This is a genomic window from Mesorhizobium sp. B2-4-13 (assembly GCF_006658535.1).
Taxonomy (GTDB): domain Bacteria; phylum Pseudomonadota; class Alphaproteobacteria; order Rhizobiales; family Rhizobiaceae; genus Mesorhizobium; species Mesorhizobium australicum.
Map to the genome: position 1 here is coordinate 142,688 of NZ_VFVB01000009.1, position 26,275 is coordinate 168,962.

At 65.0% G+C, this 26,275-nt stretch carries 30 protein-coding genes; 14 read left to right on the forward strand and 16 right to left on the reverse strand.

Going from position 1 to position 26,275, the window contains the following annotated elements:
* Window positions 1-151: 151 nt before the first annotated feature.
* Together FJ936_RS23390 and FJ936_RS23395 are read left to right on the forward strand one after the other, a co-directional pair.
* Entirely contained in the window at window positions 152-1,831 is a 1,680-nt protein-coding gene (locus FJ936_RS23390) for an FAD-dependent oxidoreductase (RefSeq protein WP_141907058.1), read from the forward strand.
* Between the two features lie 68 nt (window positions 1,832-1,899).
* Complete coding sequence (locus FJ936_RS23395; RefSeq protein WP_140619828.1) at window positions 1,900-2,208, forward strand: UBP-type zinc finger domain-containing protein; 309 nt, start codon at window positions 1,900-1,902, stop codon at window positions 2,206-2,208.
* A gap of 38 nt (window positions 2,209-2,246) precedes the next feature.
* Here FJ936_RS23395 and FJ936_RS23400 read toward each other — a convergent pair whose 3' ends face one another.
* Window positions 2,247-2,423: a hypothetical protein gene (locus FJ936_RS23400; RefSeq protein WP_181171149.1), complete on the reverse strand. Its 177-nt coding sequence runs from the start codon at window positions 2,421-2,423 to the stop codon at window positions 2,247-2,249.
* 33 nt (window positions 2,424-2,456) lie between these two features.
* Window positions 2,457-3,059 (reverse strand): hypothetical protein, encoded by a 603-nt coding sequence (locus FJ936_RS23405; protein WP_246680519.1) that lies wholly within the window; start codon window positions 3,057-3,059, stop codon window positions 2,457-2,459.
* A gap of 113 nt (window positions 3,060-3,172) precedes the next feature.
* On the opposite strand from FJ936_RS23405, the gene FJ936_RS23410 reads away from it, so the two are divergent.
* Complete coding sequence (locus FJ936_RS23410) at window positions 3,173-3,976, forward strand: helix-turn-helix transcriptional regulator (RefSeq protein ID WP_140788864.1); 804 nt, start codon at window positions 3,173-3,175, stop codon at window positions 3,974-3,976.
* A gap of 22 nt (window positions 3,977-3,998) precedes the next feature.
* Here FJ936_RS23410 and FJ936_RS23415 read toward each other — a convergent pair whose 3' ends face one another.
* Window positions 3,999-4,943 carry a CHAD domain-containing protein gene (locus FJ936_RS23415; protein WP_140788866.1) on the reverse strand — a complete coding sequence of 315 codons (945 nt, stop codon included), beginning with the start codon at window positions 4,941-4,943 and terminating at the stop codon, window positions 3,999-4,001.
* Window positions 4,940-5,413: a CYTH domain-containing protein gene (locus FJ936_RS23420; RefSeq protein ID WP_015314767.1), complete on the reverse strand. Its 474-nt coding sequence runs from the start codon at window positions 5,411-5,413 to the stop codon at window positions 4,940-4,942. The genes FJ936_RS23415 and FJ936_RS23420 overlap by 4 nt, the downstream gene beginning before the upstream one ends.
* A gap of 91 nt (window positions 5,414-5,504) precedes the next feature.
* Between FJ936_RS23420 and FJ936_RS23425 the strand changes: the two genes are divergently transcribed.
* The 5 genes from FJ936_RS23425 (at window position 5,505) to FJ936_RS23445 (ending at window position 10,569) form a co-directional block, all read left to right on the forward strand.
* Window positions 5,505-6,224, forward strand: a complete 720-nt coding sequence (locus tag FJ936_RS23425; RefSeq protein ID WP_015314768.1) for a CerR family C-terminal domain-containing protein — start codon at window positions 5,505-5,507, stop codon at window positions 6,222-6,224.
* Window positions 6,221-7,174: an HlyD family efflux transporter periplasmic adaptor subunit gene (locus FJ936_RS23430; protein WP_015314769.1), complete on the forward strand. Its 954-nt coding sequence runs from the start codon at window positions 6,221-6,223 to the stop codon at window positions 7,172-7,174. The genes FJ936_RS23425 and FJ936_RS23430 overlap by 4 nt, the downstream gene beginning before the upstream one ends.
* On the forward strand, window positions 7,171-8,091 hold the full coding sequence (locus tag FJ936_RS23435; RefSeq protein WP_140788870.1) for an ABC transporter ATP-binding protein: 921 nt from the start codon (window positions 7,171-7,173) through the stop codon (window positions 8,089-8,091). Before FJ936_RS23430 ends, FJ936_RS23435 begins: the two co-directional genes overlap by 4 nt.
* A complete protein-coding gene (locus FJ936_RS23440) occupies window positions 8,088-9,224 on the forward strand; it encodes an ABC transporter permease (RefSeq protein WP_140788872.1) in 1,137 nt (378 codons plus the stop codon). The genes FJ936_RS23435 and FJ936_RS23440 overlap by 4 nt, the downstream gene beginning before the upstream one ends.
* Before the next feature lie 70 nt (window positions 9,225-9,294).
* The gene (locus FJ936_RS23445) at window positions 9,295-10,569 is read left to right on the forward strand and encodes a DUF5677 domain-containing protein (protein ID WP_140788874.1); all 1,275 of its coding nucleotides are present in this window, start codon (window positions 9,295-9,297) and stop codon (window positions 10,567-10,569) included.
* An 87-nt stretch (window positions 10,570-10,656) separates the two neighbouring features.
* Here the strand turns inward: FJ936_RS23445 and FJ936_RS23450 are convergent, their stop codons facing one another.
* Together FJ936_RS23450 and FJ936_RS23455 are read right to left on the reverse strand one after the other, a co-directional pair.
* Window positions 10,657-11,631, reverse strand: coding sequence for a threonine/serine dehydratase (locus tag FJ936_RS23450; RefSeq protein ID WP_140788876.1), 975 nt, complete (start codon window positions 11,629-11,631; stop codon window positions 10,657-10,659).
* Between the two features lie 148 nt (window positions 11,632-11,779).
* Window positions 11,780-12,103, reverse strand: coding sequence for a hypothetical protein (locus FJ936_RS23455; RefSeq protein ID WP_140618115.1), 324 nt, complete (start codon window positions 12,101-12,103; stop codon window positions 11,780-11,782).
* Between the two features lie 170 nt (window positions 12,104-12,273).
* Here FJ936_RS23455 and mbfA point away from each other — a divergent pair, with 170 nt between their 5' ends.
* Window positions 12,274-13,257: an iron exporter MbfA gene (mbfA, locus tag FJ936_RS23460; protein ID WP_015314774.1), complete on the forward strand. Its 984-nt coding sequence runs from the start codon at window positions 12,274-12,276 to the stop codon at window positions 13,255-13,257.
* A 134-nt stretch (window positions 13,258-13,391) separates the two neighbouring features.
* Here the strand turns inward: mbfA and FJ936_RS23470 are convergent, their stop codons facing one another.
* The 3 genes from FJ936_RS23470 to FJ936_RS23480 form a co-directional block, all read right to left on the reverse strand.
* Entirely contained in the window at window positions 13,392-13,736 is a 345-nt protein-coding gene (locus FJ936_RS23470; protein WP_140618120.1) for an antibiotic biosynthesis monooxygenase, read from the reverse strand.
* Window positions 13,733-14,065, reverse strand: a complete 333-nt coding sequence (locus FJ936_RS23475) for an NIPSNAP family protein (protein WP_140712071.1) — start codon at window positions 14,063-14,065, stop codon at window positions 13,733-13,735. Before FJ936_RS23475 ends, FJ936_RS23470 begins: the two co-directional genes overlap by 4 nt.
* An 86-nt stretch (window positions 14,066-14,151) precedes the next feature.
* A complete protein-coding gene (locus tag FJ936_RS23480; protein ID WP_140618124.1) occupies window positions 14,152-14,367 on the reverse strand; it encodes a DUF1127 domain-containing protein in 216 nt (71 codons plus the stop codon).
* A gap of 68 nt (window positions 14,368-14,435) precedes the next feature.
* Here FJ936_RS23480 and FJ936_RS23485 point away from each other — a divergent pair, with 68 nt between their 5' ends.
* A complete protein-coding gene (locus FJ936_RS23485; protein WP_140788883.1) occupies window positions 14,436-15,110 on the forward strand; it encodes a winged helix-turn-helix domain-containing protein in 675 nt (224 codons plus the stop codon).
* Window positions 15,111-15,132: 22 nt separating this feature from the next.
* Here the strand turns inward: FJ936_RS23485 and ligD are convergent, their stop codons facing one another.
* From ligD to FJ936_RS23500, 3 genes are all read right to left on the reverse strand, one after another.
* Window positions 15,133-17,673 (reverse strand): DNA ligase D, encoded by a 2,541-nt coding sequence (gene ligD / locus FJ936_RS23490; RefSeq protein ID WP_140788886.1) that lies wholly within the window; start codon window positions 17,671-17,673, stop codon window positions 15,133-15,135.
* A 9-nt stretch (window positions 17,674-17,682) separates the two neighbouring features.
* On the reverse strand, window positions 17,683-18,558 hold the full coding sequence (locus FJ936_RS23495) for a Ku protein (RefSeq protein WP_140618129.1): 876 nt from the start codon (window positions 18,556-18,558) through the stop codon (window positions 17,683-17,685).
* A gap of 109 nt (window positions 18,559-18,667) precedes the next feature.
* Entirely contained in the window at window positions 18,668-19,174 is a 507-nt protein-coding gene (locus tag FJ936_RS23500) for a ferritin-like domain-containing protein (RefSeq protein ID WP_015314781.1), read from the reverse strand.
* Between the two features lie 401 nt (window positions 19,175-19,575).
* Between FJ936_RS23500 and FJ936_RS23505 the strand changes: the two genes are divergently transcribed.
* Window positions 19,576-19,716, forward strand: coding sequence for a hypothetical protein (locus FJ936_RS23505; RefSeq protein WP_015314782.1), 141 nt, complete (start codon window positions 19,576-19,578; stop codon window positions 19,714-19,716).
* 2 nt (window positions 19,717-19,718) lie between these two features.
* On the forward strand, window positions 19,719-19,844 hold the full coding sequence (locus tag FJ936_RS31175) for a hypothetical protein (RefSeq protein WP_263484918.1): 126 nt from the start codon (window positions 19,719-19,721) through the stop codon (window positions 19,842-19,844).
* Between the two features lie 171 nt (window positions 19,845-20,015).
* Here FJ936_RS31175 and FJ936_RS23510 read toward each other — a convergent pair whose 3' ends face one another.
* From FJ936_RS23510 to FJ936_RS23520, 3 genes are all read right to left on the reverse strand, one after another.
* On the reverse strand, window positions 20,016-20,399 hold the full coding sequence (locus FJ936_RS23510) for a DUF1850 domain-containing protein (RefSeq protein WP_140618416.1): 384 nt from the start codon (window positions 20,397-20,399) through the stop codon (window positions 20,016-20,018).
* Window positions 20,400-20,475: 76 nt separating this feature from the next.
* On the reverse strand, window positions 20,476-22,581 hold the full coding sequence (locus FJ936_RS23515; RefSeq protein WP_141907059.1) for a TRAP transporter permease: 2,106 nt from the start codon (window positions 22,579-22,581) through the stop codon (window positions 20,476-20,478).
* Between the two features lie 69 nt (window positions 22,582-22,650).
* On the reverse strand, window positions 22,651-23,610 hold the full coding sequence (locus FJ936_RS23520) for a TAXI family TRAP transporter solute-binding subunit (RefSeq protein ID WP_140788890.1): 960 nt from the start codon (window positions 23,608-23,610) through the stop codon (window positions 22,651-22,653).
* A 256-nt stretch (window positions 23,611-23,866) separates the two neighbouring features.
* On the opposite strand from FJ936_RS23520, the gene FJ936_RS23525 reads away from it, so the two are divergent.
* Both FJ936_RS23525 and FJ936_RS23530 read left to right on the forward strand, forming a co-directional pair.
* Window positions 23,867-24,235 (forward strand): YciI family protein, encoded by a 369-nt coding sequence (locus FJ936_RS23525; RefSeq protein ID WP_015314786.1) that lies wholly within the window; start codon window positions 23,867-23,869, stop codon window positions 24,233-24,235.
* A 7-nt stretch (window positions 24,236-24,242) separates the two neighbouring features.
* Window positions 24,243-25,487 (forward strand): DUF6596 domain-containing protein, encoded by a 1,245-nt coding sequence (locus FJ936_RS23530; protein ID WP_140789001.1) that lies wholly within the window; start codon window positions 24,243-24,245, stop codon window positions 25,485-25,487.
* Window positions 25,488-25,523: 36 nt separating this feature from the next.
* Here FJ936_RS23530 and FJ936_RS23535 read toward each other — a convergent pair whose 3' ends face one another.
* Window positions 25,524-26,150: a glutathione S-transferase family protein gene (locus FJ936_RS23535; protein WP_140788893.1), complete on the reverse strand. Its 627-nt coding sequence runs from the start codon at window positions 26,148-26,150 to the stop codon at window positions 25,524-25,526.
* Between the last annotated feature and the right edge of the window lie 125 nt (window positions 26,151-26,275).

Genomic DNA, 26,275 nt, shown 5'->3' on the forward strand with positions numbered 1-26,275 from the left:
AATTCCCGTTTCGAACCATTCGATCGGTTCAGAAACCCTGAGAAAAAGCCCGGTTCGTCCGGGCTTTTTTCTTGCCCGATGACCTGCCCTCCTGGCCAGTCCCCGAACAAACCGCTTCAAACCGCGCGTCCCCTTCGCTACGCTCGCAATCATGTCTCAATCCAGCACCGCGATCTTCGGCGCCCGCCGCGACCAGGCTTTTCCCGTCCTCGCCGAGGCGGAAATCGAGCGCATGCGGCGGTTCGGCGAGGCCAGCGCCTATGCCGCCGGCGAGCACATTTTCGAGGCCGGCGATGTGTCCCCGGGGCTGATCGTGGTGCTGGCGGGCAAGGTCGACATCACCCAGGACGGCAAATTCGGCCGGCGCGAGACGATCGTCACGCATGGCCCGGGCAGCTTCGCCGGCGAGCTGGCGCAGCTTTCGGCCCGTCCGTCGCTGGTCAATGGCCAGGCGGCCGAGCCGGTCGAGGCGTTCGTCATCCCGTCGCAGCGGCTGCGCGACCTGATGGTGCAGGAGGCCAATCTCGGCGAGCGCATCATGCGGGCGCTGATCCTGCGCCGCGTCGGGCTGCTCGAGAGCGGCACGATCGGTCCCATCATCGTCGGACCTGCCGACAATGGCGACGTGCTTCGCCTGCAAGGCTTTCTCGCCCGCAGCGGCCAGCCCCACCGCGTGCTCGATTCCAAAACCGATCCTTGCGCGAAGACGCTGTTCGAGCACTTCCATGTCGATCCCCACCACCTGCCGGTCGTGCTGTGCCCGAATGGCAGGCTGCTGCTCAATCCGGCGGAGAAGGACCTCGCCCGCTGCATCGGCCTGCTGCGGCCGGTCGACGCCAGCAAGGTCTATGACGTCGCCATCGTCGGCGCCGGACCGGCCGGTCTGGCGGCGTCGGTCTACGCGGCCTCGGAAGGGCTGTCGACGATCGTGCTCGATTGCCGTGCCTTCGGCGGCCAGGCCGGCGCCTCCGCGCGCATCGAGAACTATCTCGGCTTCCCCACCGGCATTACCGGCATGGCGCTGATGGCGCGCGCCTACAACCAGGCGCAGAAATTCGGCGTTGAGATGGTCATTCCCGACGAGGTGAAGCTGCTCGGTGCCGCCGACGACGGCGCGCGCTACCAGCTCACGGTCGGCGACGGCGAGACGGTGCGCACGCGCTCGGTGGTGATCGCCAGCGGCGCGCGCTATCGCCGCCTCGATGTCGCCAATCTCGCCGAGTTCGAGGGCACCTGCGTGCATTATTGGGCCTCGCCCATCGAAGCACGGCTTTGCGGCGGCCAGGAAGTGGCGCTGGTCGGCGCCGGCAATTCAGCCGGCCAGGCGGCCGTCTATCTGGCCAGCCACGTCAGGAAAGTGGCGCTGCTGGCGCGTGGCGGCAGTCTCGAGGCCTCGATGTCGCGTTACCTCGTAGAGCGCATCAGGGCGCAGCCGAACATCGAGGTGCTGACCGGCGCCGAAATCGAGGCGCTGGACGGCGAGGCAGGCAATCTTGCCACCGTACGCTGGCGCGACCGCTCGAGCGGCGCCTCGACGACGCGGCCGATCCGCCATCTCTTCCTGTTCATCGGCGCCGACCCGAACACCGATTGGCTCGCCCAATCCGACGTGGCGCTGGATGCCAGGGGTTTCATCCGCACCGGATCGGACATAGCATCGGCGCATGGCGTGATGGAGACCAGCCGCAGCGGCGTGTTCGCCATCGGCGACGTGCGCTCCGGCTCGGTCAAACGCGTCGCGGCGGCTGTCGGCGAGGGCGCCCAGGTGGTGGCGGCGTTGCATGCATTTCTTGCGCGGGACGCCAGCCAGGCCGACGCGCCTCAAGTATGACCCCGAAAGTTGGGAACCGGTTTCGGAAAAGATCATGCTTCAATTGAGAGATAGGTCGGGAGAGTGTGATGGCGGATGGATGTAAGCACGCCGCTGGGATCAAGGACGTAACGCCGAGCGCGCTCGGCTGCGAGGAGTGCCTGAAGAGCGGTTCGTGGTGGGTGCATCTGCGGCTCTGCCGCACCTGCGGCCATGTCGGCTGCTGCGACGACTCCCCAAACCGCCACGCCACCAAGCATTTTCACGCCACCAGCCATCCCGTCATAGAGGGCTACGACCCGCCGGAAGGCTGGGGCTGGTGTTATGTCGACGAGGTCTTTCTCGACCTCGGCGACCGCACGACCCCGCAGAACGGCCCGATCCCGCGCTTCTATTGAGTGCCTCGAAGAGCCGGGGAAAAGCGGGTTCGGCTTGACTATCGCACCGAGCCCGTAACAGTTCGGTCGACATCCGGAGCGGATTTGCGATCGTTGCCGGCAAGGGCGGCGATGAGCAGCAGGCTGGCCACGACCGGAACGAACAGCACGGCGATGCGGGCCTGTACATGAAGGATGGCGCGCCATTCGCTGCGCTTGTCGGGGCTGTCGCTCATCATACTCACTTTGCCATGGACCCCCCCGCGAGGTCACATGTCGACCGCCAGCAGCCCGCCGGGCTCGGCCGTGCTGAAATCGGCCTTGATGCCCTTGCCCCAGGAGGCCACGATCAGCCTGCCGCCCTCGGCGAACACGCCGTTGGGCGAGGCGAGCAACGGATCCTTGACGAACAGTTCCGGCCTGTCGCCGTCGATGCGGTAGATCCTGTCGGCCAGCATGTCGGTGACGTAGACCTTGCCGGACCGATCCGACGTCATGTCGTTCAGGAAAACGGCATTCGGGACCACGATGCTGGCGATGAGCTTGCCGCTGGCGAGGTCCACGACACGGATTTTGGTGATGTCGGCGACATAGAGCTTGCCGCCCGATATCGCCATGCCCTTGGGCGCGTCCATGCCGTCGGTCCAGTGCTGGCTCACGATCTTGCCATCCATTGACAGCAGGCTGAGGTAGCCGTTGCCGTCGGCGTCGCCCGGATTGCCGACGATGTTGGAAACGATGATGCGGCCGTTGGCGGCGTCGAACAGCGCCGATTCAGGCTGTTCGAGGCCCGTTGCGCGCCAGAGCTCGTCGGCCTGGGCGGCGGCAATGCCGATGGCGGCGATGAAGGCGGAAGTAACGAAGATGTTCATGGCTGCTCTCCTGTGATGTCGGTGAACAGCTAGGATTTTCGATACTTCTCGGGAAGCCGGATTGAAGCTAGTATCGAATATCGATACGAAACCGCCAGCAAGAGGCGTATCCCATGAACGGCCCAATCTTCGAGGCGCTGAAGCGGACACTGAAGGCCAAGGGTGTCACCTATCGTGAGCTCGGCGAACGGATGGGCGTTTCCGAGCCGACGGTGAAGCGCATCTTCCATGAGAAGAACTGCAAGCTCGACCGGCTGGTGGAGATCTGTGCGGCCGCTGGCGTCGAACTGGAAAACGTGCTCGGCTCGATGAACCGCGGGCCGGGGCCGGTCAACCACATCGCGCCCGAGATCGAGCGCCGGCTCGCCGGCCGGCCGGCGCTGCTGTTCGTCTTCGTCATGCTGTCGGAAAAATTCACGCCTGAAGGCATCATGCGCTCGCAAGGCCTGAGCGAGGCCTCGATGTTCCTCTATCTGCGCGACCTCGAGCAACTAGGCCTGATCGGGCTTGGCCATGGCCTGTCGGCGAAACTGCTGGTCGAAACCCCGATCCAGTGGAACTTCGAGGGGCCGCTCAGGCCGCTGTTCGAGATGACCAACAAGAATTTCATCGGCTGGGCCATCACCCATATCGAGAAGGAGGCGACCTTCGTCAGCTTCTCCAGGCGGATGCGTCCGGAGACGGCGGAGATGGTGCGGCGCGAGGCCGAGGAACTGGCCGACCGGGCGAGACTGCTAGCACATCACGACCAGCACACCACGCCCGAGAACGGGTTGATCGGCTACAAATGGACCTTTGCCTTTGGCGCCACGCCATTCGAGGCGATCATGCCCATCGGGCCGCATCCACGCGATGCCGGGGCGCGGATGAAGGATCAGCCTTCCCCAGCGAAAGGCCGCCGGCCGCTACCCGCTTAGACCGGCCGAGGTCCGCCGCCCATCAGCCGGCAGTGGCGGCAAGATCATCAGCGGACGAGGCGCCGGCGAGATCGTCGCGTGCCTTGCGGGCGAGCTTTTTCGTCGCGTGCTTGGGGCTGTCGCCGAACAGTTCGGCGGCCTCGGCGAGACAGGCTTTCCTGAGGCTCTTTTCCGAGCGCTTGAGCAGCTTGCCGAGAAGTTTTGTGTCCTCGGGCGGCCCCAGCGGCTCGCTGTTCGCCTCGAGCAGCGCGCGCATGACGAACACATCGTGCAGTTCGCCGAGCCGCTCGCCGAGTTCATCCACGGCCTTGCGCCGCGCCTTGATCGGGGTCGGCCACAGCCTGCCCAGCAGCGACAGGTGCATGCCATGCGTCTTGGCCGCCTTGCGCAGGTCATGGAAATCGTCGGCTTCACCGCGCGTGCCGGCCTTGTCGAGCGCCTTCCTGGCGCGCCGCAAGGCGACGCGGGCGCCTTCGGCAAGCACGTCGGCGGCCTGTTCCGGCTGATCGGGCAAAGCAAGGGTCTCAATGCGCTTCAAGCCGTCTTCGCAGGCGGCGGTGGCCGCCCCGATCGCCGCCTTCAGGCCGGCGCCTTCGTGCAGATCATGCTGGCGTGCGACCAGCCTGTCGCGCACGGCATCAAGCCCGCCATCGACGCTTTCCCTGGCGAAGCCCGCCGCCAGCCGATCGATGGTCTCGATCAGGGCCGTGGCTTCACGCGGACCGGCAAGCAGCGCCGCGACATTTCGATAGCACTGGTTCTCCGTGTTGCAGAATGTTTCGTCTCCGGAACGAACGAGGCGCAACAAGGCACGCGCGCTCTTCAGCCGCTTGCGGCACTTGTGCAGCCCCTGTTCCGGCCGGGTGTGCGCCGTCTCCAGATGCAGCAGGGCCTTGCCGATCTCCTCGGCAAGAATACGCCTGACCTCGCCGGTCAGCGGCAGGCGCGGGTCGATACGAAAGCTCATGCGGCGATCTCCGGTATCCCCCCGAGGGCGAGCGACGCGTTGTAGAATTTCTGCTCGCCGGTCACTTCCCGGCCGAGCCAGTCAGGCAGCATTTCGTCCGGAACCTCTTCCGGCGTCTCGAGCTCGGCCACCACAAGTCCCGCCAGTGCACCGCCAAAGACATCGACTTCATAGAGATAGCCGCGATGCCTAACATGGTGACGTGTCTTCTCGATGACACGTCCGATGGCGAAGTCCAGCATCTCCACCGCCTCCGCCAGCGGGATCGGGTATTCGAATTCGTCGCGCTCGCGCGCGCTGCTGCCGAATTTGAGCGTCAGCTTGGCGGAGGCGCCATCACTGATGCGGATGCGGACGGTTCGCCCGGGTGCCGTGGCGAGATAGAACTGGAGAATGCGGATATCCGCTTCCGCCAGATCCCGCCATGCGGTGCTGGAGACCAGGAACTTACGCTCGACTTCCTTGCCCATGGCCGCGCACTAAAGCGGTTGCCGCGCGCGATGGCAAGACAGCGCCGCACACAAGTTGACCTTAATCAATCGATTGATTAAGGTCTTTGGCATGATCAAATTGCCAGATGCCAAGAGACCCCGCCGCGAGACCTCCCCGGCAGAGCCGACGCGCGCCGCGCTTGTCCAGGCGGCGTTGAAACTGTTCGGGCGGCAGGGCTTCGACGGCACCTCGACGCGCGAAATTGCCGCCGAGGCAGGGGCCAATATCGGCTCGATCGCCTATCATTTCGGCGGCAAGGAAGGTCTTCGCGCCGCTGCCGCCGACTTCATCGTCGAGACCATCCAGGGCGTCGCAGGGCAGGCACTGGGCGCTGGCGAGGGGCTCGGCCATGGACAGGCGGCGGCAAGCGATCCTGAGGCGGCGCGCGCGCAGCTCTTCACGGCACTCGAGCGGATGGTCGGCTTCATCGTGGCTCAGCCGCAGGCCGGAGAGATCGTGCAATTCGTGCTGCGCGAGCTCTCGCATCCGACGGCGGCGCTCGACCGCATCTATGACGGCGTCTTCGAGCCGACGCACCGTCGGCTGTGCCAGATCTGGGAGCAGGCCACCGGCGAGCCGGCCGAGAGCGAACGCACCCGGCTCACCGTGTTCACGTTGATCGGCCAGGTCATCTATTTCCGCATCGGCCGCGAGGCCGTCATGCGCCGCATGGGCTGGCGCGACATCGGCGCCGCCGAGGCCGCCAAGGTGGTGGCGGTCACCACGGACAATCTCCGCGCCATACTGGCCGCCCGGAAGGGACCAGGGATGAAGGGATCAAAACAATGAGCTTTCTGTGTTCGCTGCCGCTCGCCGCGCAATTGTTCGGTGCCTGCGCGCCGGCGGCACCGCTCGCCGTCGGTTATGTCGAGGGCGATTATGTGCTCCTGGCGCCGATCGAGGTGGCGCAGGTCGAGACGGTGGCGGTGAAGCGCGGCGACCGCGTCACGCCGGGAGCCACCGTGGTGACACTCGAAAATGCCGACGCCAAGATCGCGGTGGCGCAAGCGCAGGCGGCGCTGGCCCAGGCGCAGGCGCAGTATGCCGATCTCCAGGTCGGCAAGCGGCCGGAAGAGATCGCCGTGCTGAAGGCCGAGGTCGACATGACCAAGGCACAGGCCGCCGATGCCAAGCGAAAATTCGACCGCGCCAGCGACCTGTTCAAACGCGGCGCCGGCACGCAGGCTGATTTCGACACGGCTTCCGCGACGCTGGAGACGGCCAATGCGCAGGTCGGCCAGGCGGAGGCCAACCTGGCGGTCGGCGGGCTGCCGGCGCGCGCCGAGACGATCAAGGCCGCCGACAATCAGGTCAAACAGGCGCAGGCGGCGCTGGATCAGGCGCAATGGCGGCTCTCCAAACGGGTGTTGGCGGCGCCTTCGCCCGGCCGCGTCAACGACGTCATCCGCAATCCCGGCGACACGGCGGGTCCGACCGCGCCGGTCATCTCGGTGCTTCCCGACGGCGCGGTGAAGCTCAGCGTCTATATTCCGGAAAGCGCCTTCTCCTCGGTCAAGGTCGGCAGCCTGCTCAGCGTCCATTGCGACGGCTGTGGCCCGGAGGTGAAGGCGCGCGTCAGCTATGTCTCGCCCGATCCCGAATTCACCCCGCCGGTGATCTACTCCCTGGAGAACCGGCAGAAGCTGGTCTACCTCGTCGAGGCGCGGCCGGAGGGCGATGCGGGGCCGCTGCAGCCCGGCCAGATCGTCGATGTCGATCTCGCGGATATGGGAAAATGAACGCCATCGACGTTCATGGCCTGGTCAAGCGCTTCGGCGACAAGACCGTCGTCGACCATGTGACGATGTCGGTCGCCGAGGGCGAGATCGTCGGTTTCCTCGGCCCCAACGGCTCGGGCAAGACCACCACCATCCGCATCATGTGCGGCCTGCTGACGCCGGACGAGGGCGAAGGCACGGTGCTGGGCTTCAACATCCGCACCGACAGCCTCAGGATCAAGCGCGAAGTCGGCTACATGACGCAGAAATTCTCGTTCTACGAGGATCTGACGATTGGCGAGAACCTCGAATTCGTGGCGCGGCTCTACCGGCTGCGGCCGGTCGAGGACTATGTCTCGCGCACGCTGGAGGAGCTCGGCCTGACGACGCGCCGCAACCAGCTGGCCGGCACCTTGTCCGGCGGCTGGAAGCAGCGTCTGGCGCTGGCCGCCTGCATCATGCACAAGCCGAAACTGCTCCTGCTCGACGAGCCGACCGCCGGCGTCGACCCGAAGGCGCGGCGCGAGTTCTGGGACGAGATCCATCGCCTGGCGAGCGGCGGGCTGACCGTGCTGGTGTCCACTCATTACATGGACGAAGCCGAGCGCTGCCACCGCATCAGCTACATCTCCTATGGCAGGATGCTGGCCACCGGCACCGTCGCCGAGGTGGTGAAGAATGCGGGCCTGACCACCTTCGTGCTGCAAGGTCCAAAGCTCGACGAGGTGGCGCAAGCACTGCAAGGCCGCCCCGGCGTCGACCAGGTGGCTCCGTTCGGCGCGACGCTGCACGTCGTCGGTTCCGACCGCGAGACGCTCGAGGCCGCGCTTGCCGATGTCGAGAGAGAGCACAAGGGCGTGACGGTGACGCCGGGCGAGACCAGCCTGGAGGATGTCTTCATCCAGTTCATGTCGGGATCGAAGGACAACATGGCATGAACAGTGTCTTTTCCTTCGCCAGGCTCGGCGCCCTGCTGATCAAGGAGTTCATCCAGATGCGGCGCGACCGCATCACCTTCGCCATGATGCTGGGCGTGCCGCTGATCCAGCTCGTGCTGTTCGGCTACGCCATCAACAACGACCCGAAAAGCCTGCCGGCGGCCCTGGTGGCGACCAGCAGCGATCCCTACACGCGCGCCATGGTCGCGGCGCTGCAGACCACCGGTTACTACCGCTTCGACCATGTCGCGCAAAGCGCCGAGGAGGCCGAGTTCCTGATGGCGCGCGGCGACGTCGCCTTCGTCGTCACCATCCCGGCCGATTTCGCCCGGCGCGTCGAGCGCGGCGACAAGCCGCAAATCCTGATCGAGGCCGACGCCACCGATCCGGCGGTCGCCAGCGGCGCCATCTCGACGCTGGGCACCATCGCCGGCCAGGCGCTGCTGAGAGCGCAAGGCACGCAGGAAGCCGCGGCGGAAGCCGCCAGGGGCCAGCTCGATGTCGTCGTCCACCGCCGCTACAATCCCGAAGGCATCTCGCAATACAACATCGTGCCTGGCCTGCTCGGCGTCATCCTGCAGATGACGATGGTGATGATGACGTCGATCGCGCTGACGCGTGAGACCGAGCGCGGCACGATGGAGAATCTCCTGGCGATGCCGTCGAGCCCGCTGGAGATCATGATGGGCAAGGTGCTGCCCTACCTGGCGGTCGGCGCCGTGCAAGTGGTGGTGGTGCTGGCGGCGTCGAAGCTTCTGTTCGCCATCCCGTTCACCGGCTCGATGACGCTCCTTCTGTCGGCGGTGCTGGTGTTCGTGCTGTCGCTGGTGCTGCTCGGCTACACGATCTCGACGATCGCACGCACGCAGATGCAGGCGCTTCAGCTCACCTTCTTCTTCTTCCTGCCCTCGATCATGCTGTCGGGCTTCATGTTCCCCTATCGCGGCATGCCGGACTGGGCGCAGACCTTCGGCGAGATCTTCCCGCTGACGCATTTTCTGCGCATCACCCGCGCGGTGATGCTGAAGGGCGCGGAACTGCCGGCGGTGGCGACCGAGATCGGCTGGCTGTCGGTTTTCGTGGCGCTGTTCGCTGGCGTGGCGCTGGTGCGGTTCAGGCGCACGCTGGACTAGTTTCCACGAATGATCGTTTTCAGATCGGCAAATCCTTTATGAGAATCAGAATCACACTTAAGATGTGAGGATGGGTCGACTTCAGAAAGCTCTGCAGGAGCAAATCTCGCAATTACCGAGGCTCGCTCTTCGGCCGATCTTGGAGCGAAAACTTGGGGAGCGGAGCATTGCCCTTCCCAAAAAAGCCATCGACGCTCTTCTGGACCATATTCTCAGCGGCGATGCCACAAACTTTACATGGAGTGATGGAAATACCGAGACGCCGGATCAGCTAGATCAGTTGGATCTTGTCTTCGACGACGCAGACGAAAAAGAGATCGAGGATTTCACGACCCGAATGAAGTCGGTCATACCCGAAGTCGTTCAGTCTACCGTCTCTATGAGCGGCGCTCACCTGTTCAACACAATGAAGAAGCGCTGGGAGATTGACGGCGCTGTTGAACGTTTTGAGATCGATCAGTTTCAGGACCGGCTTGAAGAGCGATGGGGCAAAGGATTGCGGCTCCTGCGCATGTTGCTCACCATGGTCCGAGAAATCGGACATGATGCCGCCAAACGATATCACCGATCGAAGTCAAAGAATCTTGCTCATCGAAGGTTCGTTCTGGTGCGACTGCACGTTCGTGCCTGCCAGGTGGCAGATGAAATTATCACTCTTTTAGAAAATGGCTTCGCTGACGGTGCAATGGCACGATGGCGCACGTTACATGAGATCGGTGTAGTGGCGACGCTCATCGAAGGCGGAGACGAAGAGTTGGCCCGGCGCTTCATCGATCACCATGTCGTAGAGGTGAAAAGACAGGCGGACGACTGGGATTCCAAGCAGGTTCCACTTGGCTATAAACCGATCGCTCCACCAGAGCGAAAGAATATCGAAGAGGCATATGCCGATCTGCTGGTCCGCTACGGCCAAAGCTTTCGGCACGACTACGGGTGGGCCGCCGACCACCTCAACGACAAGAAGCCAGACTTCAAGAAGCTGCAAGAAGCCGCAGACCAATCGGGGATGAATACTTACTATAAGCTCGCAAACTTCAACGTGCATGCCGGGGCCAGAGGCATGTTCTTTCGCCTGACGGACATGGGTGCCAACATGCCAATCGCTGGGCGCAGCAATGCCGGACTTGTGGAGCCCGGCCTGAACACAGCCTACACCCTTGTACGTATCACTGGCGCACTTCTTGGCCGGCTGAGAAATTTGGACGGCGTGGTGGAGATGAACGCCTTAGTAGCTATACGCGACGCAATTCCGCGAGCCCTGCATCGAGCAGACAAAAAGCTCCGGAAGGATGAGGCCGAGGTGCAACGTAACCGGAGCCACAAACGAGCTAGGGGAAAGCATTAGCTAGACGTGACGAAATCAGGCATCAGCGGTATCTGCTGAGTGCGGAGCTTGAGCCCGGGCATAGCATTTTGGCACTCGGAAGCCGCCCTACGCCGCCATGATCCCGGCATAGGTGCCGAAATCGACATTGCCGCCGGACAGCACCACGGCAACGCATTTGCCCGACAGCTCGATCTCGCCCGACGACAGCGCCGCCAGCGCGACGCAGCCGCCGGGCTCGACCACCAGCTTCAGATAGGCCATGGCGTCGCGCATCGCCCGCCTGACGGCATCCTCGGAGACGGCGACGGCGCCGGCGAGGTTGCGGCGGTTGATCTCGAAGGTGATCGCGCCCGGCTCGGCGGTGAGGATGGCGTCGCAGATCGAACTGTGGCCAGGCTCGTTCGAAACCCTGGCGCCCGCCGCCAGCGAGCGGCGCGTGTCGTCGAAATGCTCGGGTTCGACCGCCCAGATCGCGGTGCCGGGCGAGGTATCCTTCACGGCAACCGAGATGCCGCTGGTCAGGCCGCCGCCGCCACAGGGGATGACGACCGCGTCGAGGCCGACACCCAGCGCCCGCGCCTGCCTCACCAGCTCCAGTCCGATCGTGCCCTGGCCGGCAATGATGGCCGGATCATCGAAAGGCGGCACCAACGCCATGCCCTTGTCGAGATAGGGGCGCACCACCGTCATGCGATCGTCCTTGAAACGGTCGAAGGGCACCACCTCGGCGCCCAGCCTGCGGACATTGGCGATCTTCATGTCAGGCGCGTCCGCCGGCATGGCGATGACCGCCTTGACGCCGAACATGGCGGCGGAAGCCGCCACGCCTTGCGCATGATTGCCCGAGGAGAAAGCCACGACGCCACGCGAGCGCTCCGCCTCGCTCAGCGTCGACAGCTTGTTGTAGGCACCGCGGAACTTGAACGAGCCGGTGCGCTGCAGCGTCTCCGGCTTGAACAGGATGCGGCCGCCGAAGCGCCTGTTCAGCTCCTGCGATTCGATCAAGGGGGTCTCGACGATCAGGCCCGAGAGCCGTGCGGCGGCGGCGTGGATGTCGGCGATGCCGGGAGGGGTGGTCATGGCGAGTCCTGTAGCGATGCGATCCGGCCATGGTGCACGCAAAGGCGCGCGCGACGCCAACGAAAAGATGTGACCGGGACAAAGTTCGCGATTGTGATCAAGACACAAATGCACCAGCGTTGCGGCCGTCACGCCCGCATGTCGCAATTCACCCCAGCAATGTCCGCTGCCGCTTGCTGCCGCCCAGCTTGCGCCAGTTGTTGAACCGATGCGTGGCGGCGGCAAACGAGATCTTCATCTGCTGGGCCACCGAATAGCGCGACTTGCCCTCGTCGAACATGCGGTAGCAGCACTCGACGCCTTCCTCGGTGAGCTTGCCGTCGGGCGCCTTGTTGTGCGGGTTGGCGGGGTCGAATTTCTCGACCTGCTGCTCGACCAGCCCCTTCAGGCGCTGCAGGTCGGCCTCGATGCTGGCGATGAGATCGAGGACCGGTTTCGGATCGTAGGCGTGCGGAGGCTTCTTGGCCGTCATCAGCTCGTTCCTTTTTTTGGCTTGGCCCGATATATAGGTAAACATTCGCTGATAATGAAGAGGGATGCCCGGTGCCGGCTCAACTATTCTTGACCGCGGCCAAGCGCACGATTGACCAAGGACGTTGCAAATCATAGTTTAGAACAATTCTAAACTAGGGTGATTTCCTCATGCTTTCCCGTGTTTTCGGCTTCGGCCGCCGATCCTTCGAATCACTTTCCGAACAGGAGATCCTGGCGCTGGCCATTTCATCGGAGGAGGATGACGGGCGTATCTACCGGGCCTATGCGGACGGATTGTCCGAGACCTTTCCGCAATCGGCCAAACTCTTCGAGGCCATGGCCGAGGAGGAAGACGGCCATCGCGACTCGCTGATCGAACTCTTCCGCAAGCGTTTCGGCGAGCGCATTCCGCTGATCCGCCGTGAACATGTGAGGGGCTATTTCGAGCGCAAGCCCGACTGGCTGGTGCGGCCGCTCGGCATCGAGGCCGTGCGCCGCCAGGCCGAGGCGATGGAGCGGCAGGCCTATCTGTTCTATGTCGAGGCGGCCAAGCGCACCACCGACGCCTCGACCCGCAAGCTGCTCGACGATCTGGCCGCGGCCGAACAGGGCCATGAAAGCTCGGCGCATGCGCTGGAACAGAAACACGTGCCGGGCGAAGTCAAGGTCGAGGAGGCGACCGCCGAGCAGCGCCAGTTCATCCTCACCTATGTGCAGCCGGGCCTGGCCGGGCTGATGGACGGGTCGGTGTCGACGCTGGCGCCGATCTTCGCCGCCGCCTTTGCCACCCATGATACCTGGCAGACGCTTCTGGTCGGTCTGGCCGCCTCGATCGGCGCCGGGATCTCGATGGGCTTCACGGAGGTCGCTTCCGACGACGGCAAGCTGTCGGGCAGGGGTTCGCCGATCAAGCGCGGCCTGACCGTCGGCATCATGACGACGCTCGGCGGCCTCGGCCACGCGCTGCCCTATCTCATCCCGCATTTCTGGACCGCGACGGCGGTAGCCGCCGTGGTGGTGTTCTTCGAACTGTGGGCCATCGCCTTCGTCCAGAACCGCTACATGCAGACCCCGTTCCTGCGCGCCGCCTTCCAGGTGGTGCTGGGCGGCGCCCTGGTGTTCGCGGCGGGCGTGCTGATCGGGAATGCGTAAACAAAGTGGCGAAGATCGACGCTGCCCCTCATCGCCCTGCCGGGCACTTCTCCCCGTATAGTGACGGGGAGAAGGAGGCTGGCTGCGGCGCTGGCTCCCAACGCTGGGCGGCGCCAACGTCAGCCCAATAACTCTCACCCATTCACGGCCCGGCTGTCCGCTGGCGCCTCGTCCCTCTCGGCCAGTCCGTAGTCGCGCACCACGTGCGCGATCCGCAATCGATAGCCGGCAAAGATACCGCCGCGCCCGGCCCGCTGCGCCTGCCGGTGCTCTTCGGTGTTGCGCCAGGCCTTCACCGCCTCCTCGTCGCGCCAGAACGACAGCGACAGCACCCGGTTCGGGTCGGCCAGGCTCTGGAAGCGCTCGACGGAGATGAAGCCGTCAATGCCGTCGAGCAGCGGACGCAGGTCGGCGGCTATGCTCAGATAGGCCTCGCGCCGGCCCTGCGCAGGCTGCACCTCGAAGATGACGGCGATCATAGCTTGACCAGCGGCGCATGCGGGCCGGAAGCCAGTTTCAGGAACATGCGGTCCTCCTTGAGGATGAAGCGTTCGCGCTTGGCGAATTCATAGTTTGCCTTGCCGGCGGGGTCTGCGGCAAGCCGGGCGCGGTAGGCTTCGTAGGCGGCGAGGCTTTCGATGTTGTAGGCGGCATAGGCCGTCGTGGCCGAGCCCTCATGCGGCGCGAAATAGCCGATCAGATCGGCGCCGCAGCGCGGAATGGCCTGACCCCAGTTGCGGGCATACTCCTCGAAGGCGGCCTTGCCGAACGGGTCGATCTCGTAGCGGATGAAGCAGGTGATGGTCATGGTCGGCTCCTTGGTGTTTAGCGGCGACAGTTCGGGCGGCGTCGAAACGTCGTGCCACCCGATCTGCTAGGCAGATGAGTTGGCGATCACACCTGCCAGAAGGATTTCGCGCATTCGCGGCGCACATCCTCCCGTGTCAGGCCGAGGTCGCGCAGCAGGTGGTCGTCGATCTCCGAGAGGTCGCGGCGCTGCGCATGGCGGTCATACCAGCGGGCCAGCAACCGTGAGCGGACCCAGGTGACGAACGGGAACGATTGGCGGCGGGGCACCGGTTCGGGGGTGAAAGCGATTCGTGCGGCCATCCTCGTCTCCTTGATCCCGTCGGAGAATAATGGTTATCTGACAAGAATGCTTCGATGAGGATCAAACCATGCGTGAAGGACCCGACATTGCCCGCATCGCCAGCCTGGTCGGCGATCCGGCCCGCGCCAACATGCTGAACGCCCTGATGGGCGGCACGGCATTGACCGCGAGCGAACTGGCGCTGGAGGCCGGCGTGTCGCTGCCGACCGCCTCCTCGCATCTGTCCAAGCTGATGGAGGGCGGGCTGCTGACCTTGGCCAGCCAGGGCCGGCATCGCTATTACGGTCTGGCCGGCCCGCAAGTGGCCGGCATGATCGAGGCCATCACCGGCGTTGCGGAAGCCGTTGGCCCCAAGCGCGTGCGGCCGGGCCCGCGCGACGGCGCGATGCGCGTCGCGCGCGTCTGCTACGATCACCTTGCGGGCGAGCAGGCCGTTGCGATGCTGGACCGCCTTGTGGAGAAAAACATACTGGTCCGCGACGACAAGGAGATCAGGCTCGGGCCGTCCGCCGCATCGCATTTCGCGGCGATCGGCATCGATGTCTACACCAAGCCGCGGCGGCCGGTGTGCCGCGCCTGCCTCGACTGGAGCGTGCGGCGCTCGCACCTCGCCGGGCCGCTTGGCGCCGCCATCCTCGACAAGATCCTTGCCGAGAAATGGGCGCGCCGCGAGAAGGACAGCCGCGCGGTGATTTTCTCGCCGCCGGGCAAGCAGGCGTTCGAGAGGGTGTTTTTGGGGTGAGGTCGGCGCGCCGAAAGTCGAGCTAGCCCCGCTTCAGCACCTTCCCCTTCTTGAAGAAATCCACCCACGGATCGGCTTCCGAGAGCCGTTTCAGCGTCGTCTTGTCGCCGATCGGGAAGGCGTTCGGCGGCAGGCCGGCCTCGATCTCGGCCCAGGTCACCGGCATCGACACCGTCGCGCCCTTCTTGGCGCGCGAGGAGTAGGGCGCGACGGTGGTCGCGCCGCTGCCGTTGCGCAGGTAGTCGACGAAGATCTTCCCCGTGCGCGCCTTCTTCGACAGCGTCGCGGTGTAGCGATCCGGCGCGCCTTGCTCCAGCGCCCTGGCGAAATCATGGGCGAAGCCTTTGACCTCGGCCCAATCCGCCGACGGCTTCAGCGGAACGACGACGTGAAAGCCCTTGCCGCCCGATGTCTTGACGAAATTGGGCAGCGACAGCTCGTCGAGCTTGCCCCTGATGTCGAGCGCCGCCTCGCGCACCGCCTTCACGTCGACGCCCTCGTCGGGGTCGAGGTCGAAGACGATCTGGTCGGGCTGTTCAAGCTTGTCGATGGTGCAGCCCCAGATGTGGATCTCGACCACTCCGAGCTGGACCAGCGCCGCGATGCCGTCGAAATCGCGGATGAACAGGATTTCCTCGCCATCCGTGGGGTCCTTGGTCTTCTCGATCTTCGCATGCATGCCGGGCGAGGCATGCTTCTGGAAGAAACGCTGGCCGCCGACACCATCGGGCGCCCTGACCAGGCTGAGCGGGCGGTCGACCACGAACTGCTTCATGCGCGGCCATACCAGCGCGTAGTGATCGAGCAGGGCCTGCTTCGAGATCTTTTCGTCGGGCCACAGAAGCTTGTCCGGGTGGGAGAGCTTCACGCTGGTTTTCGCCGCCGGTGCTGCCGTATTGGCGCTGCCTGCCGCCGGCTTGGGCTTGGCGGGGCTCTTGCCTGTCGCTGTTTTGGTTCCCGCTGCCCCTGTTCCCGTTGCATTGGGCTTTTCCTGCACGACTTCCTCCGCCGGCTTGTCCTCGCGCAGCCCCTGGAACGAAGCATGGCGTATTATACGGTCCGACGTCCAGCTGCGAAACTCCACTTCGCCGACCAGTTCCGGCTTGACCCAGACCAGGCCCTTGCCCTTCGGCACGGCCGCATCGAAGGGCGAGGCGTCCGCCTTCAGCGCATCGAGCTTCTTCTTCAGGTCGTTGGCGCTCTTGGTGGAGAAGCCGGTGCCGACACGGCCGGCATAGTGCAGGCTGCCGCCTTCGAAATAGCCGACCAGCAGCGAGCGCAGGCCGCGCCCGGTCTTGTCCGACGGCAGATAGCCGCCAATGACGAATTCCTGCCGTGCCGTGCATTTCGATTTGACCCATGCCGGACCGCGCCCGCTGCGGTAGGGCGCATCGGCGCGTTTTGAGACGACGCCTTCCAGCCCCATGCGGCAGGCATGTTCCAGCATGATCTTGCCGGGTTCGGCAAAATGGTCGGAAAAACGCACCGCCGCGGTGTCGGACGGCTCGCCGAGCAGCGCCTGCAGGGCCTGCTTGCGCTCGACAAGCGGCTCGCGGCGCAAATCCTTGCCGTCGAGCCGCATCAGGTCGAAGACGTAATAGATGAAGCGGTTCGTCCGCTTCGCCGACAGATCCTGCTGCAGCAGCGCGAAGGACGACACGCCGCTGTCGGCCAGCACGACGATCTCGCCGTCGAGGATGGCGTCGCTGCATTTCAGCCCGGCGAGTTCGGCCGCGATCTCGCCGCCGAATTTTTCCGTCCAGTCCAGCCCGGTGCGGGTCAGGAGCCGAACGTCGGTGCCGGCGATCTGCGCCTGCATGCGGTAGCCGTCGAACTTCACCTCATGCAGCCAGTCCTGGCCCGACGGTGCGTCGCGCTCGAGCGTGGCGAGCTGCGGCTCGATGAAATCGAGCTTCTTGCCGCCGGTCTTGGCCTTGCCGGCGGCCGGCTTGTTCGAATGCCAGACCTTCGGCTTCTCGCCCTTGGCCGCCTTGCCTTCGCCGACCTCCTCGATCGTCAGGCCTGATTTCACCGATTTCGGCTCGTCTTGCAGAATATCCTCGCCGGGGCGTGCGGCGGCATCGTCCGACTTGATCAGCAGCCAGTTGTCGCGTTTTTCGCCGGGCCGCGGCCGCAGCCGCACCAGATGCCACTTGCCACGCAGCTTGTGGCCCTCGAGCTCGAAGTTGATGTGCCCCTTCGCCATCATCTTGGCCGGATCGCCCTCGGGCATCCAGGTGCCCTCGTCCCAGACGAGGACCGAGCCGCCGCCATACTCGCCCTTGGGGATGGTGCCTTCGAAGCCGGCATAGTCGATGGGATGATCCTCGACATGCACGGCCAGCCGCTTTTCGTGCGGGTCGAGGCTCGGACCGCGCGTCACCGCCCAGCTCCACAGCACGCCGTCATGCTCGAGGCGAAAATCGTAATGCAGCCTTGTGGCGGCATGCTTCTGGACGACGAAGATGCCGCCGGCCTTCTTGCCGCGCGCAACCTTGCCGGCCGGCTCGGCGGTCTTCTTGAAGTCGCGCTTCGAATGATACTGTTCGAGGCTGCTGGCCATCTCGTATCCTCAGGCCGATTTGCGCTTCGGCGCAACGCTTTTCGCCTTGGCACGTTTGGCCGCCGGCTTGGCTTTCGCCGGGGAGGACTTGGTTTGTCCTGAACCCGAATCCGACGACAAGCTCTTCTTCAGCGCGTCGAACAGGTTGACGACATTGGAGGGTTTGGGCGCCTCCTTGGCCTTGGGCGCCTTGTGCCCCGCCTTCTTGGCGCGGATCAGCTCGAGCAGGGCTTCCTCATATTTGTCGTCGAATTTCGAGGGATCGAACTTGGTCTTCTTCTTGTCGATGATGAGCTCGGCCAGATCGGTCATCTCCTGGTCGGTCTTCACCGCCTCGATGTCGCCAAAGACGGTCTCCGGCTGGCGCACCGTGTTGTCGTAGCGCAGCGTGGTCAGCACCATGCCCTTGCCGAGCGGCTCGATGACCACCGGACGCTCGCGCCGATAAAGAACGATGCGCGCCAGCCCGGCCATCTTCTTGCCCGCCATCGCGTCGCGGATGACGGCGAAGGCCTCCTCCGAAACCTTGTCGGCCGGAGCGACATAGTAGGGCGTGTCGAGATAGATCTGCCGGATCGAGGATTTGTCGACGAAGCCGTCGAGGCTCATCGTGTGCGAGGTTTCGATCTGCACCGCCTCGATCTCGTCCTCCTCTATATGGACGAAGTCGCCCTTTTCGATCTCGTATCCCTTGATCTCGTCGCCGTCCTCGACCGGTTTTCCGGTCTCGGCGTCGACATAGATCCGCTTCACCGTATTGCCGGTCTTGCGGTTCAGGATGTGGAACGAGACCTTGTCGGCATGGGTGACCACGTTGGTCAGTTCGATGGCGCAGGTGACCAGCGAGAGCTTCAGATAGCCTTTCCAGGCCGGGCGCGGCGCCATGAGGTTTTCCCCTTGAGAAAGATCAGCTGGAACGGGCGACCACCCCGCTCGGTTCCAACCCGGTCGGGCCGGGGCCGGCGCGGTTGCCGCCGGCCCCGACCTTCAGCCCCTATTCGGCGGCCTGCAGGTTGATCTTGCTTTCCGCGATTTCGGTCAGCTTGCGATCCGTCGCCTGCTCTTCCTTAAGATTCTTGGCCAGCACATTGGCGCAGTCGCTGCGGCCGAGCTGCTTGGCCCAGGCGATCAAGGTGCCGTAGCGGGTCATTTCATAGTGCTCGACGGCCTGCGCGGAGGCGATCAGCGCGGCATCCAGAACGTCCTTGTCGTCGACATCGCCGCTGACGTCGTCGGCCTCCTCGAGAATGCCGTCGATGGCCGGGCAGTTGACCTGCTTGGCCTTGACGCCATGCAGCTCGAACACCTGCTCGACGCGTTCGATATGGCCCTTGGTCTGCTCGAGGTGTTTTTCGAAGCCGGCCTTCAATTGCGGATCGGTTGCCTTGTCGACCATCTTCGGCAGCGCCTTCTCGATCTGCTTTTCGGCATAATAGATGTCGCGCAGCGTGTGCACGAAGAGGTCGTCCAGCGTTTTGATGTCCTTCGAAAAGAAGCCCATGATTTCAACCTTTCCATTGCTCTTGCTTGTTCGGGAGATCCCGGCCTTGCCTGGGCAGTGCCTGTGAGCCGGCAATGCCGGTTCTTGGAACTCAACGTCCATTGGTGGGGCCGGTTCCGAGCGCTCGCGGCCGCACGGCAGGAAATTCCCGGGCGGCACGAAAGTTGAAACACAAGCGCGCCAAGGCGACATTCAAACGAAACATATGTGATGCAAAAGTCACACCAACCGAAATGGTGACAAAAGGCGTCGAAACACCCCGAATCAGCCGCAATCCGGCCATGAAGCGACGGGTTTTCGACCAAAAATTAACATCACGTTCACTGAGTATTCACGCCTCGATGCTATCGTTCTCGCACTTCGGAAGGGACGTCCGAAAATCGGGACAGGGACCAGATAAAATGAACTTCCTCACGCAACTCATCGGCTATGCCGCCGCTATCCGCGAATTCGTCGCGCCGACCTATCGGCCCGAGCGCTATTACATGCGTGGCCCCGGTCCGGCCTGCGCCCGTCGCGGCACGTCGCTGGGCGCACACTGACCATGAGCTTCGAAAGCCGACACAACAGCCGCATCTGCAGGCCGGACGCCGACAGCCGCGCCACCGCCTATCGCGCCGAACGCCCTGTCCTGGCCGACCGCCGGCGTGCGGCAACGCCGCGTCTTTGATGCCGCCATCGGCTGGCTTGGTGTTATAGGACATAAGCAGCCGAGGCCAGCGTGACCGCGCGTCCGCGGACGAGCCATCCCACGCAAGCCGTCCCTCTGAACCCTTCGGTGCAGCCGCTGATCCTCTTCGAGAGCGTCGCGCCTGGTTGCGGCCAATCGGATGAATGCGCGCTACCGCGGCCGGCTCAAGCGATCGGCCACACAGGGTTGGAGCACAATCGCGCCGCCCGCCGCCTTACCCAGTTCGCGGCAATCCTGGGACGTGCACAGCGTCCAGCCACCGGCCGTCGCGCCGGAGGCCGCCAGCACGAGACGGGGCTGCGGCCCGACCTTGGGCGAATAGGCCCACCAGCCATCCTTCAGCACCGCACCTTCCGGCGGCTCCATGCCGGCACCCGAGCCTTTGATACGGGCCTCGACTACTTGCAGGCCGGAGGGCGTCACCTTCCAGTCTTCCTCCCAGCGCGTCCGCTCCACCGAATGCGCCCAGGACAATGTGAAGGCGGCAACGCCGAGCGTCACGCTCTTGCCGGCGGCGAGGATGCACAGGCTCATGCGGTTTCTCGCCTGAGCAGGATCGCCGCCGCCAGCCGGGTGCCGCTTTTTGCGTTCGCCGACCTTCGCTTCGGGATCATGCCCTGGCCGGCGCCTGCCGGGCACGCCAGACATGCCAGCCGATCCAGGCCAGCGACAGCGCCCAGCCGGTCTCGTCGGTCAGCGGCACCGCCGCCACCAGCAGCACGCCGGCGGCGAAGGCGACCAGCCGTTCCCACCAGGCCATGCGCGTGGCAAGGAAGCCGACGGCGGCGGCGCCCCACAGCACGATGCCCATGCAGGCCTTGAGAACGATGTAGGCGACCTCGACGGGATAACCGAACTGGGCGGCGATCGGTCCGGCGTCCTGCAGCATCAGCGCCGGCGTGTAGACCGCCATGAACGGAACGACGAAACCGGCAATGGCTAGTTTTGTCGCCTGGATACCGATCTTGAGGCCGCTCTCCTTGGCCATGGGTGCGGCGGCAAAGGCGGCCAACGCCACCGGCGGCGTCAGGTCGGCCATGATGCCGAAATAGAAGACGAACATGTGGCTGACCACCAGCGGCACGCCGAGCGATAGCAGCGCCGGCCCGGCCAGCGACGAGGTGATGATGTAGTTGGGGATGGTCGGGATGCCCATGCCGAGCACCAGGCAGGTCAGCATGGTCAGCACCAGCGACAGGAACAGATTGTTCTCGCCGATCGAGATGATCCAGCCGATGAAGGTCGAGGCGATGCCGGTCAGCGTCAGCGTGCCGATGACGATGCCGACGATGGCGCAGGCAATGCCGACCGGCAGCGCGTTCTTGGCGCCTTCGGCAAGCGAGTCGATGCAGATCCGCAGCGTCTCGCGGCCACCCCTGAAGGCAAGGCAGGCAATGACGAGTGCGGCGATGACAAGGCTGAGGATGTTGACGCCGAATTTCATGAAGGAGGCGGCGGCGAGCCCCAGCGCCAGCCAGAAGACGACGCGGAAGGCGAGCGGCCCGATCAGCGCCGCCAGCGGCGTGCCGAGGATCAGCACGATGGTCAGCGCCAGGCCCATCGTACCCGCGAAGACAGGTGTGTAGCCGGCGAACAGCAGATAGATCAGCGCCGCCAGCGGCAGCACCAGCGGCCAGTGCTGTCGCACCGCGTCCCAGGGGTTGGGCAGGTCCGCCTTGGCCATGCCACGCAGGCCGGCCTTGCCTGCCTCCAGATGCACCTGCCAGAAACAGGCGCCGAAATAGAGCAGCGCCGGGATGATGGCCGCCTTGACCACATCGGCATAGGGGATGTTCAGCGTCTCGGCCATGATGAAGGCGACCGCGCCCATCACCGGCGGCATGATCTGGCCGCCCATCGAGGAGGTCGCCTCGACCGCGCCGGCGAAGGCCGAGCGGAAGCCGAAGCGCTTCATCAAGGGAATCGTGAACTGGCCGCTGGCCACCACATTGGCGACGCCGGAACCGGAAATGGTGCCCATCAGCGCCGAGGACAGCACGCAGACCTGCGCCGGGCCGCCGCGCCAGGTGCCGACCAGGCCGAGCGCGAAATCGTTGAACAGCGCGATCATCCCGGCGCGTTCGAGGAAGGCGGCAAAGACGACGAAGATGAAGATATAGGCGGCCGAGACATAGATCGGCGTGCCGTAAATGCCTTCGGTGCCGTAGGCGAAGGTGTCGACCAGCTGGGCGAAGTCATAGCCGCGATGGATGAAGGGCGGGGGCAGATGATTGCCGACGAAGCAATAGGCGAGAAAGATGAAGGCGATGGCCGCCAGCGGCAGCCCCATCAGCCGGCGCGCCGCCTCGAAGACCAGCACCACCAGCACCGCGCCGACGATCAGGTCCGGCGTGGTGAGGAAGCCGGAGCGCCGGATGAGGTCGGTATAGAACACCCAATTGTACAGGCCGGTGCCGAAGCCGAGCACGCCCAGCGTCCAGAACGCGGCCTTGGCCGGCAGGCTGGTGGCGCGCAGATTGGCGATCAGGCCGAAGCCGAGCAGCAGCAGGAAACCGACATGCATGGCCCGCACCACCTGGCTCGGCAGGCTGCCATAGGCGGCGATGTAGATCTGGAAGGCGGAAAAAGCGACCGCGATGGCGAAGGCCGCCTTGCCGGCGATGCCGTCGCCGAAACCCGGCGGCAGTCCTTCGACCTGCTCTTCGGCGACGGGGAGATGGAAGGTGGAGGATTTGCCGTCGACTGCTTCGCTCATCCGACGCACTCCAAAATGAGCGAATGATAGTGCGAGGCGCGTCGCGAAGACATCTCAGATAGTCCTCGCCTACTTCAGCAGCCCCTTCTCCTTGTAATACCGCTCCGCGCCCGGATGCAGCGGCACCGGCATGCCGTCGAGGGCCTTGGCCGGGTCGATCGCCTTGGCGGCGGCGTGCGCGGCGGCAAGCTGGTCGAGATGCTCGAACATCTGCTTGGTCATCTGGTAGGCGGTCTCATCCGAGACATCTGCACGGGTGATGAGGAAGTTGCCGACGGCGGCGGTGGCGACATCCTCCGTCTGGCCCTCATAGGTGCCCTTGGGAATGACCACCGACAGATAGGGCGAGCCGATCTTGGCGACGTCTTCGGCCGGCACCGCAACGACATTGATCGGCAAGGAGGTGGCGAGATCGCGGATCGAGGCGACGCCCAGCCCGGCCGATTGCAGCGTGGCGTCGAGCTGGCGGTTCTTGATCAGCTCGACCGATTCGGCGAAGGGCAGGTATTCGACGCGGCCGAGGTCCTCGTATTTCAGCCCGGCGGCGGCGAAGATGGCCCGCGCGTTGAGCTCGGTGCCCGATGCCGGCGCGCCGACCGACAGGCTCTTGCCCTTGAGGTCGGCGAGCGTCTTGATGCCGGATTCCTGGCTGGCGACGATCTGGATGTAATTGGGATAGATGGCGGCGATGCCGCGCAGCTTGTCCAGCTTGCCGGGGAAGCCGGCCTCGGCATTGCCCTCGGCGGCCATCTTGACGGAATCGCCGAGCGCGAACGCGATCTCGCCCTTGCCCTGCTGCAGGAGGTTGAGGTTCTCGACCGAGGCCTTGGTCGCCTGCACCTGGGTGCGGGCGCCCTCGATGCCCTTGCCGTAGATTTCCGACAGTGCCACGCCGAGCGGATAATAGACGCCCGAAGTTCCGCCGGTCAGCACGTTGATGAATTCCTGCGCGGTGGCCGACACCGCGCCAAGGCCAAGGGAAAGCGCCATCGCGCCGGCAGCAACAAATTTCGTCCTGAAATTCAACATCCGGTTTCCTCCCTGAAATATTGGCCGCATCGCCTCCCTGACGCGAACCGGGCGAGTTTAGACAGCGGAGGGGAAATGCCAACCCGCAATTCCGCTCGTTAGACGAATGGTTGAGAGTGTCGCCAAACATATGCCGGCTTGCACAAGGCGCGGCCGGAGCCGAAAGTTTTTCCAGCGCCTGTCGAAATCGGCCAAGGTCGCGCGACATACGTTCGGCCCGCAACGAAGCGGCCTTCGAAACCACGGGAGAAGACCCATGCGATACATGCTTATGATTTACGCCGACGAAGCCGCGATGGCGAACGTGCCGACCGAGGCGACCTATCAGATGAGCGCCGCCTATGACGCCTACACGGAAGCGCTGAAGAAGTCCGGCACCTGGCTGGCCGGCGACAGGCTGCGCCCGAGCCAGGCGACCACCCTGGTCCGGATGACTGACGGCAAGACCAGCGTGCTCGACGGCCCCTATGCCGACACCAAGGAGCAGCTTGCCGGCTTCTACATGATCGAAGCCGAGGACGCCGACGCCGCGATCGCCTGGGCGGCGCGCTGTCCGGCGGCCAGCACCGGGACTGTCGAGGTGCGGCCGATCTGGGAAATGGCCGACTATCTGCCCAGGAAATGACGGCGTGATGGACACACGCCCCGAAATCGCCCGGGTGGCCGCCGAGACGGCCGCCCGGCAGAGCTACGGCAAGCTGGTCGCCTGGCTGGCGGCGCGCACGCGCGACGTGGCTGCTGCGGAGGATGCTCTGGCCGACGCCTTTGCGGCGGCGCTTGAACGCTGGCCGCGCTCCGGCGTGCCGGAAAAGCCGGAAGCCTGGCTGCTCGCGGTGGCAAGGCGGCGGCGTGTCGATGCGGTGCGGCGGCGGCTGACCAGCGAAGCCGGCCGCGACCATCTCAAGCTGATTGCCGAGGAGGCGGAGGCGCGCATGACCGATGAGGACCTGCCCGACGAACGATTGCGGCTGATGTTCGCCTGCGCCCATCCGGCGATCGAACCGGGCGTGCGGGCGCCGCTGATCCTGCAGACCATCCTCGGCTTCGATGCCGCGACGATCGCTTCCGCTTTCCTGCTCTCGCCGTCAACGATGGGGCAGCGCCTGGTGCGCGCCAAGAGCCGCATCCGCGAGACCGGCATTCCGTTCCGCGTACCGGAGCGAGCCGAACTCGGCGAAAGGCTGGACGCGGTGCTGGAGGCAATCTACGCCGCTTTCGCCGAGGGCTGGTCCGACCCGGCCGGTACCGAGACGCGGCGCCGGAACCTCGCCACCGAAGGCATCTGGCTCGGCCGGCTGGTGGCCTCGCTGCTGCCGCAAGAGCCGGAAGCGCTGGGCCTGCTGTCGCTGATGCTGTTCGCCGAAGCGCGCCGCGCCGCGCGTCGCGACACGGCCGGAGAGTATGTGGCGCTCGCCGAGCAGGACCATGCACTGTGGGATCACGCCCTGGTCGACGAGGCCGAAGCCCTGCTCCGCCGTGCCGCCGCCATGGGCACGATCGGCCGCTATCAGCTCGAGGCGGCGGTCCAGTCGGCGCATGTGGCGCGACGACTGAGCGGCCGCACCGACTGGGCGGCGATCCGCGCGCTCTACGAAGCGCTGTTTTCGATCGCGGGATCACCGGTCGTGGCGATCAACCGCGCGGTGGCGATCGCAGAGACCGAGGGCGCGGTGGCGGGGTTGGCGGCTCTTTACGTGCTGGGAGACGACAAGCGGCTCAATGACTACCAGCCCTACTGGGCCGCGCGGGCCGGCCTGCTGGCCAGGCTCGGCCAGGCACCGCAGGCGCTCGAGGCCTATGATCGGGCGATCGGCTTAGAGCGCGATCCGGCGGTGCGCCGCTTCCTGCAGGCAAGACGCGCCGCTCTCATCCAATGAGCTCCCGGGCGCGGGCGGCATTTCGGACCACCTCGTTCAGGCCGGCCACATCTCGTGCGACGTGTTGAGCGTCTTCATGAGCGGATGCTCGCGCAACCGCGCCCACAGGCGTTCGATACCGGGCCAGGCCGCCCGCGCCATGTCGACGTCGGGATGCCAGGCCACCAGCATGACGAGATAGATGTCGGCCAGCGACATCTGATCGCCGGCGAGCCAGTCGCGGTTGCGCAAGGCTGCATCGACGACGGCAAAACCGCGGTCCATCTCGGCGACCGCCGCCTGTTTCACCGCCTTCGACCCCTCGGCATCCGTCGTGTAGCGATGGGCGTAGTAGAGCCGCAGCACCGCCGGGTAAAGCACCGAGGACATGAACGCCATCCAGCGCAGGAACTCCGCGCGGGCGGGCGCGCCGACCGCCGGCGCCAGGCCGGCTTGCGGGTGGCGCTCGGCGAGCAGGATGCAGATCGCCGCCGATTCGGTGATAGAGCGTCCGTCCGGCAAGGTCAGCACCGGCACCTGGTTCAACGGGCTGATGGCGAGGAAGGCCGGATCGGGCGCCTCGCTTTTCGGCACGTCGATCTGCTGGAAAGGCGCATCGATCAGCGCCAGCGCCGCCTCGACGACAAAGCCGCCGCTGCCCGGACGCGTGTAGAGCTTGTACATGAAATCCTCCCCCGGCCCGTCTTCTCGCGGGCCGGTGGTGATATGAACCGGAAGCAGGGGTCGGCTCAAGCGGCGCGGCGGCGCCAAGGGGAGTTTTTCTGCGGGCCAGGCTCAGGACGCAAAAC

Coding starts and splice junctions, on each gene's coding strand:
- FJ936_RS23520 (WP_140788890.1), bottom strand. CDS start 23,610: ATGTTGAATTTCAGGACGAAATTTGTTGCTGCCGGCGCGATGGCGCTT.
- FJ936_RS23440 (WP_140788872.1), top strand. CDS start 8,088: ATGAACAGTGTCTTTTCCTTCGCCAGGCTCGGCGCCCTGCTGATCAAG.
- FJ936_RS23485 (WP_140788883.1), top strand. CDS start 14,436: ATGCGTGAAGGACCCGACATTGCCCGCATCGCCAGCCTGGTCGGCGAT.
- FJ936_RS23405 (WP_246680519.1), bottom strand. CDS start 3,059: ATGAACATCTTCGTTACTTCCGCCTTCATCGCCGCCATCGGCATTGCC.
- FJ936_RS23480 (WP_140618124.1), bottom strand. CDS start 14,367: ATGGCCGCACGAATCGCTTTCACCCCCGAACCGGTGCCCCGCCGCCAA.
- FJ936_RS31175 (WP_263484918.1), top strand. CDS start 19,719: ATGAGCTTCGAAAGCCGACACAACAGCCGCATCTGCAGGCCGGACGCC.
- FJ936_RS23475 (WP_140712071.1), bottom strand. CDS start 14,065: ATGACCATCACCTGCTTCATCCGCTACGAGATCGACCCGTTCGGCAAG.
- FJ936_RS23400 (WP_181171149.1), bottom strand. CDS start 2,423: ATGAGCGACAGCCCCGACAAGCGCAGCGAATGGCGCGCCATCCTTCAT.
- FJ936_RS23435 (WP_140788870.1), top strand. CDS start 7,171: ATGAACGCCATCGACGTTCATGGCCTGGTCAAGCGCTTCGGCGACAAG.
- ligD (WP_140788886.1), bottom strand. CDS start 17,673: ATGGCCAGCAGCCTCGAACAGTATCATTCGAAGCGCGACTTCAAGAAG.
- FJ936_RS23505 (WP_015314782.1), top strand. CDS start 19,576: ATGAACTTCCTCACGCAACTCATCGGCTATGCCGCCGCTATCCGCGAA.
- FJ936_RS23530 (WP_140789001.1), top strand. CDS start 24,243: ATGGACACACGCCCCGAAATCGCCCGGGTGGCCGCCGAGACGGCCGCC.
- FJ936_RS23430 (WP_015314769.1), top strand. CDS start 6,221: ATGAGCTTTCTGTGTTCGCTGCCGCTCGCCGCGCAATTGTTCGGTGCC.
- FJ936_RS23450 (WP_140788876.1), bottom strand. CDS start 11,631: ATGACCACCCCTCCCGGCATCGCCGACATCCACGCCGCCGCCGCACGG.
- FJ936_RS23395 (WP_140619828.1), top strand. CDS start 1,900: ATGGCGGATGGATGTAAGCACGCCGCTGGGATCAAGGACGTAACGCCG.
- FJ936_RS23420 (WP_015314767.1), bottom strand. CDS start 5,413: ATGGGCAAGGAAGTCGAGCGTAAGTTCCTGGTCTCCAGCACCGCATGG.
- FJ936_RS23410 (WP_140788864.1), top strand. CDS start 3,173: ATGAACGGCCCAATCTTCGAGGCGCTGAAGCGGACACTGAAGGCCAAG.
- FJ936_RS23455 (WP_140618115.1), bottom strand. CDS start 12,103: ATGACGGCCAAGAAGCCTCCGCACGCCTACGATCCGAAACCGGTCCTC.
- FJ936_RS23500 (WP_015314781.1), bottom strand. CDS start 19,174: ATGGGCTTCTTTTCGAAGGACATCAAAACGCTGGACGACCTCTTCGTG.
- FJ936_RS23445 (WP_140788874.1), top strand. CDS start 9,295: ATGGGTCGACTTCAGAAAGCTCTGCAGGAGCAAATCTCGCAATTACCG.
- FJ936_RS23510 (WP_140618416.1), bottom strand. CDS start 20,399: ATGAGCCTGTGCATCCTCGCCGCCGGCAAGAGCGTGACGCTCGGCGTT.
- FJ936_RS23515 (WP_141907059.1), bottom strand. CDS start 22,581: ATGAGCGAAGCAGTCGACGGCAAATCCTCCACCTTCCATCTCCCCGTC.
- FJ936_RS23390 (WP_141907058.1), top strand. CDS start 152: ATGTCTCAATCCAGCACCGCGATCTTCGGCGCCCGCCGCGACCAGGCT.
- FJ936_RS23495 (WP_140618129.1), bottom strand. CDS start 18,558: ATGGCGCCGCGCCCGGCCTGGAAAGGCTATCTGAAGCTCTCGCTGGTC.
- FJ936_RS23535 (WP_140788893.1), bottom strand. CDS start 26,150: ATGTACAAGCTCTACACGCGTCCGGGCAGCGGCGGCTTTGTCGTCGAG.
- FJ936_RS23425 (WP_015314768.1), top strand. CDS start 5,505: ATGATCAAATTGCCAGATGCCAAGAGACCCCGCCGCGAGACCTCCCCG.
- FJ936_RS23415 (WP_140788866.1), bottom strand. CDS start 4,943: ATGAGCTTTCGTATCGACCCGCGCCTGCCGCTGACCGGCGAGGTCAGG.
- FJ936_RS23470 (WP_140618120.1), bottom strand. CDS start 13,736: ATGATCGCCGTCATCTTCGAGGTGCAGCCTGCGCAGGGCCGGCGCGAG.
- FJ936_RS23525 (WP_015314786.1), top strand. CDS start 23,867: ATGCGATACATGCTTATGATTTACGCCGACGAAGCCGCGATGGCGAAC.
- mbfA (WP_015314774.1), top strand. CDS start 12,274: ATGCTTTCCCGTGTTTTCGGCTTCGGCCGCCGATCCTTCGAATCACTT.